General features: G+C 71.4%; 14 protein-coding genes and 3 pseudogenes. 9 read left to right on the forward strand and 8 right to left on the reverse strand.

Going from position 1 to position 14,559, the window contains the following annotated elements; genetic code table 11:
- Positions 1-54: 54 nt before the first annotated feature.
- A complete protein-coding gene (locus DBP14_RS34385; protein ID WP_129311524.1) occupies positions 55-1,620 on the reverse strand; it encodes an FMN-binding glutamate synthase family protein in 1,566 nt (521 codons plus the stop codon).
- A 547-nt stretch (positions 1,621-2,167) separates the two neighbouring features.
- Positions 2,168-2,626, reverse strand: coding sequence for a MarR family transcriptional regulator (locus DBP14_RS34390; RefSeq protein WP_241741125.1), 459 nt, complete (start codon positions 2,624-2,626; stop codon positions 2,168-2,170).
- A 106-nt stretch (positions 2,627-2,732) separates the two neighbouring features.
- Between DBP14_RS34390 and DBP14_RS34395 the strand changes: the two are divergent.
- Positions 2,733-3,128 (forward strand): annotated as a pseudogene (locus DBP14_RS34395) (nuclear transport factor 2 family protein).
- A 731-nt stretch (positions 3,129-3,859) separates the two neighbouring features.
- On the opposite strand, the pseudogene DBP14_RS37120 reads toward DBP14_RS34395, so the two are convergent.
- Positions 3,860-4,087 (reverse strand): annotated as a pseudogene (locus tag DBP14_RS37120) (pyridoxamine 5'-phosphate oxidase family protein); the annotation flags it as partial.
- Between the two features lie 346 nt (positions 4,088-4,433).
- Between DBP14_RS37120 and DBP14_RS34405 the strand changes: the two are divergent.
- Positions 4,434-6,023 (forward strand): NAD(P)/FAD-dependent oxidoreductase, encoded by a 1,590-nt coding sequence (locus DBP14_RS34405; RefSeq protein ID WP_129311525.1) that lies wholly within the window; start codon positions 4,434-4,436, stop codon positions 6,021-6,023.
- Between the two features lie 59 nt (positions 6,024-6,082).
- On the forward strand, positions 6,083-6,649 hold the full coding sequence (locus DBP14_RS34410; protein WP_129311526.1) for an amidohydrolase family protein: 567 nt from the start codon (positions 6,083-6,085) through the stop codon (positions 6,647-6,649).
- 272 nt (positions 6,650-6,921) lie between these two features.
- On the opposite strand, the gene DBP14_RS34415 is transcribed toward DBP14_RS34410, so the two are convergent.
- Together DBP14_RS34415 and DBP14_RS36480 are read right to left on the reverse strand one after the other, a co-directional pair.
- Positions 6,922-7,554 carry a TetR/AcrR family transcriptional regulator gene (locus DBP14_RS34415; RefSeq protein WP_129311527.1) on the reverse strand — a complete coding sequence of 211 codons (633 nt, stop codon included), beginning with the start codon at positions 7,552-7,554 and terminating at the stop codon, positions 6,922-6,924.
- Between the two features lie 34 nt (positions 7,555-7,588).
- Positions 7,589-7,906 (reverse strand): hypothetical protein, encoded by a 318-nt coding sequence (locus DBP14_RS36480; RefSeq protein WP_206739404.1) that lies wholly within the window; start codon positions 7,904-7,906, stop codon positions 7,589-7,591.
- 87 nt (positions 7,907-7,993) lie between these two features.
- Here DBP14_RS36480 and DBP14_RS34425 point away from each other — a divergent pair.
- Positions 7,994-8,431: pseudogene (locus DBP14_RS34425) on the forward strand (SDR family oxidoreductase); the annotation flags it as partial.
- 17 nt (positions 8,432-8,448) lie between these two features.
- Here DBP14_RS34425 and DBP14_RS34430 read toward each other — a convergent pair.
- Positions 8,449-9,159 (reverse strand): GntR family transcriptional regulator, encoded by a 711-nt coding sequence (locus DBP14_RS34430; protein ID WP_129311529.1) that lies wholly within the window; start codon positions 9,157-9,159, stop codon positions 8,449-8,451.
- Positions 9,160-9,226: 67 nt separating this feature from the next.
- Between DBP14_RS34430 and DBP14_RS34435 the strand changes: the two genes are divergently transcribed.
- From DBP14_RS34435 to DBP14_RS34445, 3 genes are all read left to right on the forward strand, one after another.
- The gene (locus tag DBP14_RS34435; RefSeq protein ID WP_129311530.1) at positions 9,227-9,649 is read left to right on the forward strand and encodes a VOC family protein; all 423 of its coding nucleotides are present in this window, start codon (positions 9,227-9,229) and stop codon (positions 9,647-9,649) included.
- Positions 9,646-10,407, forward strand: a complete 762-nt coding sequence (locus DBP14_RS34440) for an SDR family oxidoreductase (RefSeq protein WP_129311531.1) — start codon at positions 9,646-9,648, stop codon at positions 10,405-10,407. Before DBP14_RS34435 ends, DBP14_RS34440 begins: the two co-directional genes overlap by 4 nt.
- A 247-nt stretch (positions 10,408-10,654) precedes the next feature.
- On the forward strand, positions 10,655-10,885 hold the full coding sequence (locus DBP14_RS34445) for a TM2 domain-containing protein (RefSeq protein WP_129311532.1): 231 nt from the start codon (positions 10,655-10,657) through the stop codon (positions 10,883-10,885).
- On the opposite strand, the gene DBP14_RS37125 is transcribed toward DBP14_RS34445, so the two are convergent.
- Positions 10,777-11,217: an endo alpha-1,4 polygalactosaminidase gene (locus DBP14_RS37125; RefSeq protein ID WP_347239685.1), complete on the reverse strand. Its 441-nt coding sequence runs from the start codon at positions 11,215-11,217 to the stop codon at positions 10,777-10,779. The two genes, DBP14_RS34445 and DBP14_RS37125, sit on opposite strands and share 109 nt — an antisense overlap.
- 426 nt (positions 11,218-11,643) lie before the next feature.
- Here DBP14_RS37125 and DBP14_RS34455 point away from each other — a divergent pair, with 426 nt between their 5' ends.
- Entirely contained in the window at positions 11,644-12,411 is a 768-nt protein-coding gene (locus tag DBP14_RS34455) for a GntR family transcriptional regulator (RefSeq protein ID WP_129311533.1), read from the forward strand.
- A gap of 1 nt (position 12,412) precedes the next feature.
- Positions 12,413-13,246, forward strand: coding sequence for a sterol desaturase family protein (locus DBP14_RS34460; protein WP_129311534.1), 834 nt, complete (start codon positions 12,413-12,415; stop codon positions 13,244-13,246).
- Between the two features lie 60 nt (positions 13,247-13,306).
- On the opposite strand, the gene DBP14_RS34465 is transcribed toward DBP14_RS34460, so the two are convergent.
- A complete protein-coding gene (locus DBP14_RS34465) occupies positions 13,307-14,362 on the reverse strand; it encodes a LacI family DNA-binding transcriptional regulator (protein WP_129312241.1) in 1,056 nt (351 codons plus the stop codon).
- Positions 14,363-14,559: the final 197 nt, after the last annotated feature.

A 14,559-nucleotide genomic window follows, 5' to 3' on the forward strand; every position in this document is an offset into this window, starting at 1 on the left:
CGCACGCGGAAGCCGTCCGCGTGCGGGATCCGTGCGCTGCGGTGCGAGGGGCCGTCAGACGGCCGGCCAGACCGACGGCTCGCGCGCGGTGATCGGCCCGGCGGCGAGCAGGGAGCTGATCTCGCGGGCGAGTTCCGGGCCGAGTTCGCCCCAGCCGTCCTTGTAGCCGTAGACGGCGGCCAGGGTGCGGGCGTCGTAGTCGCCGTTCATGATCTCGATGTCGTCGGCCGTGATGAGCGCCGGGTGGGCGACGCCGACGGCCGACGAGAGCCGGACCAGTTCCTTGCGCAGGGTGCGCAGGTAGACGGCGGCCCGGGCGGACTTCGAGGCCGGGTCGACGCCGCGGGCCAGCCAGGCGTTCTGGGTGGCGATGCCGGTCGGGCACTTGTCGGTGTGGCACTTCTGCGCCTGGATGCAGCCGATGGACAGCATCGCCTCACGGGCCACGTTGATCATGTCGACGCCGAGGGCGAAGGCGACCGCGGCGTTCTCGGGCAGCCCGAGCTTGCCGGAGCCGATGAAGGTCAGGTTGTCGGTCAGACCCCGCTCGGCGAAGGTGCCGTAGACCCGGGAGAAGCCCATCCGGAACGGCAGCGACACGGAGTCCGCGAAGGTCAGCGGTGCCGCGCCGGTGCCGCCCTCGCCGCCGTCGATCGTCACGAAGTCGACGCCGCGGTCACCCCGCGCCATCAGCGTGGCGAGCTCCTGCCAGAAGTCCGTCTCGCCGACCGCGCTCTTGACGCCGACCGGCAACCCGGTCTCGGTGGCGATGAGTTCGACGAAGTCGAGCATCGAGTCGACGTCGCTGAACGCGGTGTGCCGCGACGGAGAGGCGCAGTCCTTGCCGACCGGGATGCCCCGGATCTCGGCGATCTCCGGAGTCACCTTCGCGCCCGGCAGCATCCCGCCCAAGCCCGGCTTGGCGCCCTGGGAGAGCTTGATCTCGATCGCCTTGACGGGCGCGCCGGCGACCACGGCCTTGAGCTTGTCGAGGTTGAAACTGCCGTCCTCGTTGCGGCAGCCGAAGTACGCCGTGCCGATCTGCAGGACGAGGTCGCCGCCGTTGCGGTGGTACGGCGAGAGGCCGCCCTCGCCCGTGTTGTGCATGGCGCCGGCCAGCGCCGCGCCCTTGTTGAGTGCCGTGATCGCGGCACCGGACAGCGAACCGAAGCTCATCGCCGAGATGTTGACGACGCTCGCGGGCCGGAACGCCTTGGCCCGCCCGCGCGGCCCGCCCAGCACCTTCGCGGAGGGCAGCGGCGCCTGCGGGTCGTGCGCGCTCCGCACCTCGGACAGCGCCTTGGCGAACGTGCGCTGCTTCAGATACGCGTGCCCCTGCATGTGCTCGACGTCGTTGTCCGTGCCGAACCCGAAGTAGTTGTTCTCCTCCTTCGCCGACGCGTAGATCCAGGAGCGCTGGTCGCGGCTGAAGGGGCGCTCCTCGTCGTTGGAGGTCACGATGTACTGCCGCAGTTCCGGCCCGATCGTCTCCAGCAGGTACCGCGCGTGCCCGACCAGGGGGAAGTTCCGGAGCAGCGCGTGCTTCTTCTGGACGAGATCGCGGGCGGCCACCAGTGCCAATGCCGTAGCGGTGGCCGCACCTATGCTCCGGGCGCGCATGTACGTTCCTCTCGTAGAAGCCGTCGAAGAATGCGGAACGATAGTAGGAGGCCGGGCGGACAGACGGGCGCCTGGGGTCGAACGCATCCCCTCCGTGTCAGACCCGTCTTGCATCGTCCCGTCATGGAGATGACGCTGCAGTTGTGATCGACTGCCTGCCCCCAGGAGGCTGGTGAGCCTCTGGGATGAGGCTCCGGCATAGGTTATGGAGCCTGTGCCGGACGGGAACGCGCCTGGTCGGAGCACTGGGCGGACATGGACGGGCCCGAGGGGGAGTTGCCCGCTGGGCTGGGAAACGCGGGGGAGTCGATCGTCGATCCCGCGGCGTCGGTGGCCCGGGGGTGGGGTTCCGATTCCGGCAGGGCCCTGAGTCGAAGGCCGCCAAGAAGCGGCTGCACCTCGATCTGAAAGCGCGGAGACTCCGGACGTGCGGCCGCGCGCACCTCGGCGCTCCACATCTGGCCCGACGGCCGCCGCGCAGGTCCGGTTCACCGGGAGCACCCGGGCAACCCGGGGATCTGCACTGTCCGGGACAGCGCCTTGGGTATCAGGCAAACGGCCCCTCGACGGTGAAGCGGCGCAACTGGCGCGCGAACGCCTCGGCCTCCTCCGGTGTCCACGAGGCAAGGCTGCGCACGATGTGCCCGGCCAGTCGCTCGCGCAGTTCACCCACCACCCGTTCCCCCTGCTCGGTGAGGACCAGGAGCGAGGCACGTCGGTCGGCGGGGTCGGGCTGCCGTCGGATCAGACCGGCAGCCTCCAGCCGGGTGGCGCGCCGGGTGACACCGGAGCGGTCCAACCCGACCTCGGGGGCGAGTTCGGCGGCGCTGCACGGCCCGGTCCGGGCCAGCGCGCTGAGGACGGGGTACGTCACCTCGTCCAGCGCCCCGCCCATGCCCTCCGTCAGGCGCCCGTGCAGCTTCGTGCGCGTCGAGCGCCGGAGCAGGACGCCGAGGGCGTCGGCGATGTCGTGCCCCACCTGGTTCCCCTGGTTCTCGTTCTCCACCCCACCAACAATAGCGTGCGCCGCGCACGCTATGCATGGTACGGTCGCCCTATAAGAGCGTGCGCCACGCACGCAACTTGACGGAAGCCCTGAAAGGACAACCACCATGACCACGACGACCGGAATCCACGCCGCCCTCACCGACCTCCTCTTCACCCCCGGCCTCTCCCTGCACGAGGCGGCGGACCGCCACTTCGCCCCCGAGTACCGCCAGCGCACCGACGGCGACTGAAGCGACCGCGCCGGATTCCTCGACCACATCGCCCACCTGCGCGACGTCATTGGCACCGGCTGCATCGAGGTGAACGAAGAACTGGTCGAGGGGACGAAGTACGCCGACCGCCACACCGTCCACGTCACCAAGAAGGACGGCTCAGCCGTGTCCATGGAGGTCTACCTGTTCGGCGAGTTCGCATCCGACGGCCGCTTCAGTCGCATCGAGGAGACCACCCTGCTGCTGCAGGGCGCCGACGCCGACCGGACGATGGGCAGCGCCCGCTGACTCCGGGCAGGGCTCCCGAGCGGCCGAAGCGAAGCAGCCCCCGAGGAGGGACCCGTCCCGCCCACACATGCCATACGCATGGCTCATTCGCTCTATGCGGTGGTATCGGCGTTAGGGGTATGAACCTGGAGGAGCGGTGCGGTCGGCGGTGGCGCGCCCGGCGACCGTCGGTGGAGGCGCACGATAAGGACTTCGGCGCGATCGACGCACTGCTCGCTGGGGCCGACAGGAAGAAAGCTCCGCTGGTAGCGGCCGACGAATGGCGCGGCCTGCGCGAGGACATGAACGTCTCGCGCACCCAACTCGCCCAGGCCTCGGCGTCAGGCCGTCCATGGTCGGCGGCTGGGAGCCGGGACGCGATCCGAGCGGCGAAGAAGGGAAAAGTGCGCCTGATTCCTCAACGGCACCCGCCGAGCTGGCCGCGGAAGCATGAGAAGAAGACGCGCACCAAACTCACCCGACAGCGGAAGCCGAATTGGAACCTCGAACCGGAGCCGAAGCGGAACCCGAGACACCAGCCGAATCCGGCTCCAACTCCGGCTCCGACCCCGACGTAGCCGCCCTCCCCAGCCCCCAGCCCTGCGTACTGTGCGGACAGCCGGCCCACCACCAGGTCGCTGGATTCCCCAGCAGCTGAATCCCGCCGAGCGCTAAACCCCCTGCCCGCGCAGAACCCTCGGAGCCCCATAGCCCTCGCGCCCTCGGGGGGGGGGGGTGTCTCGTTCGGCCGCTCAATCGGTCGCGGTGCCGACCCGCTTCGTCAAGTGACCTGGGGCTTCGATGCCTTCGGGCAGGAGCGGATCCGGCTCCAGGTCACCCCAGGAGGAGCGCAGCGGCATGACTCCTGCCCAAAGACCCAGCCGGGCGTCCTCGCTTCCTCCATCGTCCGGTGCGCCCGTGCGGATCTTGACGGACGCCTCGGCCAGCGGGAGGGCGAGTAGAGCCGTGGCGGCAAGTTCCCCGAGGGGGTGACGTGCTCCTGGGGTGCAGCCGGCGGAGCAAGGCTCCGTCCTGCGGATGTCCCATGGGTCGACGTGATGGGACCGTGCCGGTACTCCATGAGCGAGTACGACTCCGTCCAGTGCTGCCGACTCCGAGCTTGAGCGTGGCCTCGTTACCGAGACGCGGTACGACTACACTCGCCGGCTTTTCGACGCCGTACCCGCCGCCATCTCTCTCCCCCTCCCGCGAACGCCGCATCGGGGCGGCCACGATCCTGAAACCTCGACCCTGAACCCAGACCGCGATACTCCCCCCTCTCAGTCTTCTTGACTTGCGAGTCAGTCAACTTCCAAGGTGTGTGTCATGTCTGAAGCATCCAAGGTCACCCAGGACGTCTACGACGTCGTCATCGTCGGCGGTGGCCACAACGGACTCGTCGCCGCCGCCTATCTCGCCCGCGCCGGGCGCTCCGTGCTCGTGCTGGAACGCCTCGGCGTCACCGGCGGGGCAGCGGTCTCCACGCGCGCCTTCGCGGGGTTCGACGCCCGGCTGTCCCGCTACTCCTACCTCGTCTCTCTGCTCCCCTCGAAGATCGTCGACGACCTCGGACTGCGCTTCGCGGTCCGCAAGCGCTCCGTGTCCTCCTACACGCCCACCACGCGCGACGGACGGGACACCGGCCTGTTCGTCGGCGGCGGTGAGGAGCGCACCCGCGCCTCCTTCCAGCAGCTCACCGGCTCCGACGCCGAGTACGAGGCGTGGCGGGAGTTCTACGACATGACCGCGCGCGTGGGACGCAGCGTCTTCCCCACGCTCACCGAGCCCCTGCCCAGCCGCGCCGGGCTGCGGGACCGGATCGGCGACGACACCGCCTGGCACACGCTCTTCGAGCAGCCGCTCGGCGTCACCATCGAGGAGCGGTTCCTCGACGACCTCGTCCGCGGCATCGTGCTCACCGACGGCCTCATCGGCACGTTCGCCGACGCGCACGACACCTCCCTCGCGCAGAACATCTGCTTCCTCTACCACGTCATCGGCGGCGGCACCGGCGACTGGGACGTCCCGGTCGGCGGCATGGGAGCCTTCACCGACGCCCTCGCCGGCGCGGCCCGCGCGGCGGGAGCCGAGATCGTCACCGGCCACGAGGTCCTGCGCATCGACCCCGACCAGCCGCACGCCGTCGTCACCTACCGCGACGGCGACCGCGAGACGACCGTGGCGGCAAGCGATGTTCTTGTCAACGCCTCCCCCGAGACGCTGGCCGGCCTCCTCGGCGAACCCCCGGCCGAGCGGGCCGAGGGCGCCCAGATCAAGGTCAACATGCTGCTGCGCCGCCTGCCCCGGCTGCGGGACACCTCCGTCGACCCCCGCGAGGCGTTCGCCGGCACCTTCCACATCGCTGAGGGCTACGGCCAGCTCGCCACCGCCTACCGGGAGGCCGCGGCCGGCGCGCTGCCCATGTCGCCGCCCTCCGAGATCTACTGCCACTCCCTGACCGACCCGACGATCCTCGGTCCCGAACTGGCCGGCAGCGGCTACCAGACGCTGACGATGTTCGGACTGCACGCGCCCGCCCGGCTGTTCGCCGAGGACAACGACGGGGCGCGCGACACCCTGCTCAAGGGCGCCCTGGAGCAGCTCGACGCGGTCCTCGCCGAGCCGATCGCCGACTGCCTGGCCGTCGACGAGGACGGCAGGCCCTGCATCGAGGCCAAGACGCCGCTGGACCTGGAGAAGGAACTGCGCCTGCCGCAGGGGAACATCTTCCACCGGGCGCTGGCCTTCCCCTTCGCCGACGAGGCGGGCGAGACCGGCGGGGCACCGGGCGTGGGTCGCTGGGGCGTGGAGACCTCCCACGCGAACGTGTTCCTGTGCGGCGCCGGAGCGGTGCGCGGCGGCGGCGTCAGCGGCATCCCCGGGCACAACGCGGCCATGGCCCTGCTCGAACGGTGACGGACGCCCCCGCTGACCGCTGACCCGCCCCCGGTACACCCGGGTACAAACGAGGACCCGTGGCTCTCGCGTTGCGCTGTGCGCGGCTCGTCGACGTCGAGGCGGGCGCGTTCCTGCCCGACCGGACCGTCGTGGTGGAGGGGGAGCGGATCCGTTCCGTGCACCCCGGAACGGATACCGTCCCCGACGGGGTCGAGGTCCTCGACCTGGGCGACGCCATGCTCTGCCCCGGCCTGATCGACCTGCACACGCACCTGGTCGGCATCGCCGCGTGCGGGGACCCGGTGCAGGAGATCAAGCAGAGCGCCGCCCAGCAGGCGTTCGAGTCGATCGTGCACGCCCGTGACACCCTGCACGCCGGTTTCACGACGGTCCGGGACGTCGGAACCTACCGGGCGTTCGTGGACACCGCCCTGCGGGACGCCACCGGCCAGGGCATCGTCCCCGGCCCCCGGATGGCTGTCGCGGGCGCGTACGTCACGGTCTCCACCGGCGGCGGGATGATCACCGGGCTCGCCCCCGACATCGTCCTGCCCAGGGAGTTCCGCTTCGGTTCGGTGCGGGACGTGGACGACGTACGGGAGCGGGTCCGGGAGAGACGGCGGTCGCGCCCGTCAGCGCGATGACGGCGACGCGCCGCCCCCGTGCCCGGTGCGCGGTGGCGGGATACGTTCCGGAGTCGACGGCGCTCACGGCACCCCCCTGCGATGTGGGGCGCTGACGCCCGGAACGGACGCGCTGACACGCGTTCACGGGAAGCCTAATTACTGACTGGCCCGTCAGTCAACAAGAAACCCGCGGCCCGCGGGCGACAGGACCCGGCTCGGCAGGCCTCAGGGCCCGGCCCTGCGGGAGCCAGGCCCCGCCGTGCAGCCGTCAGGGCCCGGCCCCGCAGCCCTCACGCCCCCGCCGTGCTCCGCGCCCGCCGTACTCCCAGCAGGTCCGCGGGGATGCCGAGCTGCCCGGCCACGTGCTCGCGCACCCAGCGCTGGGCCTCCGCCTTCTCCAGCGCGCCGCGCCGGGCCACGAGCTGTACGGCCAGGCCGTCGAGGAAGAGCGTGATGCGCCAGGCCGCCGCCCGCGGGTCCTCGCAGTGGAACTCGCCGCTCGCGGCCCCCTCCTCGACCAGGGCCGTCATACGGGCCTTCCACTCGGCGTCCATCTGCTGCATGACATCCTGGAGTCCCTGCTCGCGCATGCCCGCTGACCAGCCGTCGACCCACAGTCGCCAGGACGGCGTCTGCCCGACCGGGGAGTAGAGCCGCAGCAGCGCCTTCATCCGGGCGACCGCGGTCGTCCGCCTGCCGACGGTCGTGCGCAGCGCCTCCATCTCGCGGCGGGCCGCGTGCGCGAACGCCTCCTCGACCAACTGCTCCTTGGTCGCGAAGTGGTAGTGGACCAGTCCGCTGCTCACGTTCAGCGCTCCAGCGACGTCGGCGACCCGGGTCGTCGCGATGCCCCGTTGCTTGATCTGCTCCACCGTCGCGTCGAGGATCTCCTCGCGCCTGAGAATGACCTGTTTGCGTGCCACGCCGACCACCTTAGCGCTCCTCCTGACTCGTGTGTCAGGAAGGGCTGTGCGCGCTCAGCCGGAACTGCTCAGGAGGCCGGAACTGCTCAGGAGGCCGGGCGGCGCCCGTCACCAGGTCCGCCGTCAGTTCACCGATGAGCGGCCCGAACTTCGCCCCGTGCCCCGAACAGAGGGAACAGACGACGAACGGGCCGACGCGGTCGAGGAGGAAGTCCTCGCTCGGCGTGAAGGTGAACAGACAGCTCGACTCCGGCCGCGGCAGCGGATCCAGGCCGCCGTCGTCCGGCGGCCCCCGTAGTGCTCGCCGATCTTGCGGTCGTCGCCCGGCCCGCCGTCCCCGGCCGCCCGCCACCCGACCCTCCTGCCCCGGTGACCGACCTGACGTCGGCCCCCCGGGAGCCCACCGTCGCCCTGGGGGAGCTTCGCCCACGCACTCGCCCGGGCCGCGGTGCCCGCCCTGTCCGCGACCGGCGGCTCCCTCGCGTTCGTCTCCTCCATCCAGGCGTCGTTCGGGTTCCCCGCCATGTCGGCCTACCCGACGGCCAAGGCGGGCGTCCTCGGCCTCACGCGCCAACTGGCCGTCGAGTACGGCCCCTCCGGCGTCCGGGTGAACGCCGTCCTGCCGGCCCTCGTCCTCAACGACCGCAACCGGGCCTCCTGGACGGCCGAACCGGGTCTGCTGGACCGCCAGGCCAGACTGTTCCGGCTGCGCAGGGTCGGCGAACCGGACGACGTCGCCCGGGTGGTGGCCTTCCTCGCCTCCGACGACGCCCGCTTCGTCACCGGCGTCGCCCTCCCCGTCGACGGCGGCATGTCCGCCCTCTCACCGGCGGCCGCCCACTTCGAGGAGGCACTGGAACACCGCACCACGTCCTGACACCTCGCCTCGCGCCGTCACGCCGGCGAGGACAGCCCCGCGAGCAGGCTGCGGCGGGCCGAGTCGACGTGCTCCTCGGCGCGCCGGGCGAGCGTCTCGCGGTCGTCGGAGCGCAGGAGCGCCGCCAGTTCGCGGTGCTCGTCCACGACGCGGGCACGGTAGTGCTCGTGGCCGAGGGCGATACGGCGCAGCTGGAACAGGTGGACCTGTGAGCGCACGGCGTGCCAGGCGCCGGTGAGTCTGCGGTTGCCCGCGGCGTCGTAGATCCGGTCGTGGAAGGCGAGGTCCAGGGCGAGCAGCCGGGCCCCGGAAGCGTCGTCGGCCGCGGCGCTGCCGATCTCGTCCGCCATCGCGCCGACGAGGGAGTCGAGTTCGTCCAACTGGCTCTCGGCCGCGCTTCGTTGGGCGCTGGTCGCGGCGAGACGGTCCAGTGCGGCGCGCAGGGTGTAGACCTCCTCGATGTCCTCGACGGTGACGTCGATGACGGTGGTGCCGCGGTGCCAGACGCTGTGGACGAGCCCCTCGCGCTGGAGGAGCGCGAGTCCTTCCCGCACCGATCCGCGGCTGACCCCCAGCGAGCCGGCGAGTTCCACCTCCCGCAGCTGCGAACCGGGCGGGAAATGACTGCTGAGGATCGCCTCGCGCAGGAGATCGGCGGCCTCCTGCGCCAGCCCACGGCGACTGGCCTTCGGGAGCGGGAGCGGGTGCGGGACTGGATCGGCACTCATGTCCCAATGTTGACATTCGACATCGCAGGCGGCAAGGTCGGAAACGCCCCAGCCGAAGGAGCGCCCCATGTCCGTGCGTCCCGCCGTGCACCTGGCCGTACCGGTCGACGACCTCGCCACCGCACGCCACTTCTACGGAACCGTCCTCGGACTGAGCGAGGGACGCTCCACCGACCACTGGGTCGACTGGGACCTGCACGGCCACCAACTGGTCACCCACGTGGTCCCCGGCGGCCCCGTACCCGCCGGAACCAGCGAGGTCGACGGACACGCGGTACCCGTCCCGCACTTCGGCCTGCTGCTGTCGACCGAGGACTTCCACACCCTCGCCGGCCGACTCCGCGCGGCGGGCGCCGAGTTCGTCGTAGAGCCCTACCGCCGTTTCCCCGGCGAGCCGGCGGAGCAGTGGACGATGTTCCTCCACGACCCGGCCGGCAACGCACTGGAGTTCAAGGCGTTCCGCGACGAGTCCCAGGTGTTCGCGCGATGAGGCGCGTGCTGGTCACCGGGGCGTCGCGCGGCATCGGCCGGGCCGTGGCCCTGGCGTTCGCCGAGCGCGGCGACCGCGTGGGAGTGCACTACGCCGCCGGCCGCGCCGACGCCGAGGACACACTGCGGCGCCTGCCCGGCTCCGGCCACGCCCTGCTCGCCGCCGACCTCGCCGACCCGCAGGCGGCACGAGACCTCGTCGAAGGCGCCGTAGAGCAGCTCGGCGGGATCGACGTCCTGGTCAACAACGCGGCCACCGCACCGTCCGAGGACACCCGGCACCGCGTGACCGACGTGTCCTACGCGGACTGGCAGCGCCACTGGCACCGCATGGTCGACGTCAACCTGCTCGGCGCGGCGAACGTGACGTACTGCGTCGCCCGGCACATCGTCGAGCGCGGCGGCACCGGCAGCATCGTCAACATCGGCTCCCGCGGCGCCTTCCGGGGCGAGCCCGACTTCCCGGCCTACGGCGCGACCAAGGCCGCCCTGCACGCCTTCGGGCAGTCGATGGCCGTCGCGCTGGCACCGCACGGCATCGCGGTGACCTCCGTGGCACCGGGCTTCATCGCGACCGAACGACAGGCACCCAAGCTGGCCGGCCGGGACGGCGGGACACTGCGCGAACAGAGCCCCTTCGGCCGCGTCGGCACCCCCGAGGAAGTCGCCGCCGCCGTCCTCTACCTGGCCTCACCGGAAGCCGCCTGGTCCTCCGGAACGGTCCTCGACCTCAACGGCGCCTCCCACCTGCGCACCTGACGGACGACGCACACAACTCCGGCACACCGCTCACCGGCCGCGATCACTTGCCCGGCCCCTCTCGCTCCTGCCCGGGCCGGTATCTAGGCTGCCGGAAACGACGATGACGAGGCCCACGTCGTACGACCGTGGGCCTCTTCCGCGCGCGGGTGCCCCAGCACCGTCGGCCACGTCGTCGTCCCTTCCCGGGAGTTCCCTCCCGAACCGATCGTCCCCGTCACCATCCCCGCATCCCTGGAGCACCACCATGTCCCGTCACGCCGAAGCGCCGTACGGATTCGACCCGCAGGGCCGCCCGTACTCCGACAAGTCGATGATCGTGGCAGGGGTCCTGCAGATCCTGCTCGGATTCCTCGGCGCGGGCCGCTTCTACGTCGGCTCCGTGGGCGTCGGCATCGCCCAGCTCCTCACCTTCGGCGGCCTGGGTGTGTGGGCCCTGATCGACGGCATCCTCTTCCTGGTCAGCAAGCGGGTGTAGCTGTCGTAGTTGTCGAGTTCGATGGCGCCGAACCCCTTGGTCGCGCACTGGTCGATGTGCTTCTCGATCCTGGTGGCGATCGCGGTGCGGTTCGCCGCGGTGCTGATGTCCAGGAACGCCTCGTTCCAGTCGGGGTCCATCAGCACGGAGCCGCCGTCATGGACCAGGAGGTTCCGCGGCCAGCTGCTCGGGGTGTCCTCGACGGCGCTGGGGTCCTGCGTCTGGAACGCGTTGATGCAGATGTTGTACGCGCCGTCCGCCGGCGGGTCGTTGTGGTCACGGCTGAGACGGTGACACCGGCCGGCAGCGTGTAGCCGCCGCCGATCTGGTATTCGAACCCCGCTGCCGCCGGCGGCGGAACGGCGGAGACGGCGGCCTGTGCGGTGGGACCCAGGAGGGAGAGAGGGAGGGCCGCGGCCGCGGCGGCCACTAGGCGAGACCGGTACGGAACCGGCCTCGGGGCAGACAGCTCATGGATGAGCTCCTTGCTACGGGGGCACGTATCCGCCTCGGCTCCTTCAGGGCCTGGCGACTTGGTCCGGGCTGGGACAACAGCGGTCTGATACCGGCTGAGCGTGCCTCTCACGCGGGTGCACCGATCTCGCGTGCCACCGGAGTAAACCGGCGAGATCAAGCCACGTCAAGGTGATGGTTCTTCCTCGTTCCTTCCCGCCCTTTCCCGCCCCTTCCTGCGAAGCGCTGAAGTCGTCTGGTCCAACCAGTTGACCAGTCGCTCGCCGCGGTCCACCCTGATCGCCATGACCGGGCGACCACAACTGCGGCGTGCGGCGGTCTCCGACCAGCTCTTCGCGCTGCTGCGGGACCGCATCCTCGGCGGCGAACTGCCGCCGGGCTCCGCGCTCACCGCCGAACGGGACCTGTCCACCGAGTTCGGAGTGAACCGTCACGCCGTCAGGGAGGCGGTGAAGCGGCTCCAGCAGGCCCGGCTGGTCGACGTCAGCCACGGCGGCCGCACGCTCGTCCTGGACTGGCGGCGCACCGCCGGTCTCGATCTGGCCGTGGGCATCGCAACCGCGGACACCGGACCCTCGCCGAAGGACCTCGGCCGGGACGCTCTGGAGATGCGGGCCTGCGTCGGCGCGGACGCGGCCCGCCTGTGCGCGGTGCGCTGCTCCGAGCAGGACGCCGGGGAGATCGTCAGGGCCGCGGACCGGTACGCGGACAGCGGGCCCGACCTGACCAGTCTCGACGCCGCGGACGTCGCCTGGTGGCGGCTGATCGTGGAGGGCTCGGGGAACCTGGCCTATCTGCTCGCGTTCAACAGCCTGGTGGGCGGCGCCCTCCCCGTCGCCGACGTGCCGGACGACCTGCGGGCCGCCGAACTCCTCGACGTCGAGGCCCATGTGCGGCTCGCGGCGCACATCGCGGCCCGCGAGGCCCGCGCCGCCGAGGACCTGGCACGCGAGCTGCTGTCACGCAGCGTACCGGCGACGCCGGCGGGGACAGCGAAGCCGACTTCGACGGCGACTTCGACTGCGACGACGACCGAGAGGACGGTGCGCTGACATGCTCCCCGCCGTGTTCTACGCGATACCCGCGTTCGTGCTCCTGGTCGTCGTCGAGGCGCTGTCGTACCGCTTCCTGCCGGACGACGACGAGCGCGGCTACGAACTGCGCGACACCGCGACCAGCATGTCCATGGGCGCCGGCAGCCAGGTCATCGCCCTCCCGTGGAAGGCGGTGACGGTCGTGCTGTACGCGGCCCTGTTCGCCGTCGCCCCCTGGCAGCTGTCGCCGTCCTCACCGTGGACGTGGGTACTGCTGTTCTTCGCCGACGACCTGGCGTACTACGCCTTCCACCGCGCCCACCACCGGGTACGGGTGCTGTGGGCGAGCCATGTCGTGCACCACTCCAGCATCCGCTTCAACCTCTCCACCGCGCTGCGGCAGAGCTGGACACCCATGACGGGCCTGCCGTTCTGGCTGCCGCTGGCCCTGCTCGGCGTCCCCCCGTGGATGATCCTGCTGGAGCAGTCCGTCAGCCTGGTCTACCAGTTCTTCCTGCACACCGAACGGGTCGACAAGCTGTGGCGGCCGGTGGAGTGGGTCTTCAACACCCCCTCCCACCACCGTGTCCACCACGGCTCCAACAACGTGTACCTGGACCGCAACTACGGCGGCATCCTCATCGTCTGGGACCGGCTGTTCGGCACGTTCCAGCCCGAGGGGGAGCGGGTGGTCTTCGGGCTGACGAAGAACATCGGCACCTACAACCCGCTGCGGGTCGCCTTCCACGAGTACGCGGCAGCCTGGCGCGACGTCCGCGCGGCCCGCCGCTGGCGCGACCGCGCCGGGTACGTGTTCGGACCGCCGGGCTGGTCGCCGGGCACGGAGGGCTGACCCGCTCACACCGGGGGTGGCCGAACCGTACCGTCGCCGTAGACCGTGCGGCCGCCGGACCTAACGAGCCGGCGGCCGGCCCGTGCTCTCGCGTTCGACGAGCACCGTCGCCAGTTCGATGCGGCGCATTCCGCCGGTCAGGACGTTGTCCACGCCCTGCATCACGATGCGGGCGGCCATGGCGGCCATGTCGCTGAGCGGCTGGCGGACGGTGGTCAGGGGCGGCGACGCCCAGGAGGCGATGGGCAGGTCGTCGAAACCGACGATGCTGAGGTCGCGCCCGACCTGCAACTCCGCGCTGCGTGCGGCGTCGTAGGCGCCCAGTGCCTGCAGGTCGCTGCTGGCGAAGACGGCGGTGGGCGGCTCGGGCAGCGCGAGCAGGTGCCGGGCGCCGTCGAAACCGGTCCCGTGGTGGAAGTCGCCGCGGACCTCCAGCGCCGGGTCGACGTCGATCCCGGCGCTCTCCAGCGCCGCGCGGTAGCCGTCGAGGCGGGCGCGGGCGCTGAGCACGTCGTCGGGGCCGGTGATGATCCCGATCCTGCGGTGGCCGAGTCCGATCAGGTGCTGGGTCGCGGCCAGCCCGCCGTGCCAGTTGGTCGCGCCGACGGAGGGGATCGTGGGGTCGGGGTTGCCCACGGGATCGACGACGACCAGCGGGACGCCGAGGTCCTGGACCTTGCGCCGCTGGCCCTTGGTCAGCGCGGTCACGGCGAGGATCACTCCGTCGCTGCCGCGTCTGGTGAGGTTGTCCAGCCAGCGCAGGATGTCCGCGGGCCGGCCGTGCACGGCGGAGACGACCAGGCCGCTGCCGTGCTGGGCGGCGGTCTCCTCCGCGCCGCGGATCACCTCCACCGCCCAGGGACTGTCGAGTTCGTTGAGGACGAGGTCGACCAGCCCGACGGTGTGGGTGGGGCGGCTGCGCCGGCGCAGGTAGTTGTGGCTCTCCAGCAGCGCCTCGACCTTCTGGCGCGTGGCGTCGGCGACATGGGCGTGGCCGTTGAGGACCTTGGAGACCGTGGCCACGGACACTCCCGCCTCGCGGGCGATCTCCGCGATCGTCACGCGGCCACGGGCGTCGGCCCGGTCGGACACTGTGGGGCGGTCGCTGTCGACCACGGTCACCTCGCTGCTGTCGGACGGTCGCGGACAGCGTAAAGGACGCCGCCGGAGCGCTTTCTGTTTCCGGTCCCTTTCGCCCGGGTCTCACGGCCCCTCTCGCCCGGTTTCCAAGGGCCCCTCTCGCCCCGGTTTCCAGGGCTTCGCCAGGCCGGCCCCCGGGGCCCCGCCCGGTCCAGCGCCCGTGACCGCACCGT

The organism is Streptomyces sp. L2 (assembly GCF_004124325.1).
GTDB lineage: Bacteria > Actinomycetota > Actinomycetes > Streptomycetales > Streptomycetaceae > Streptomyces.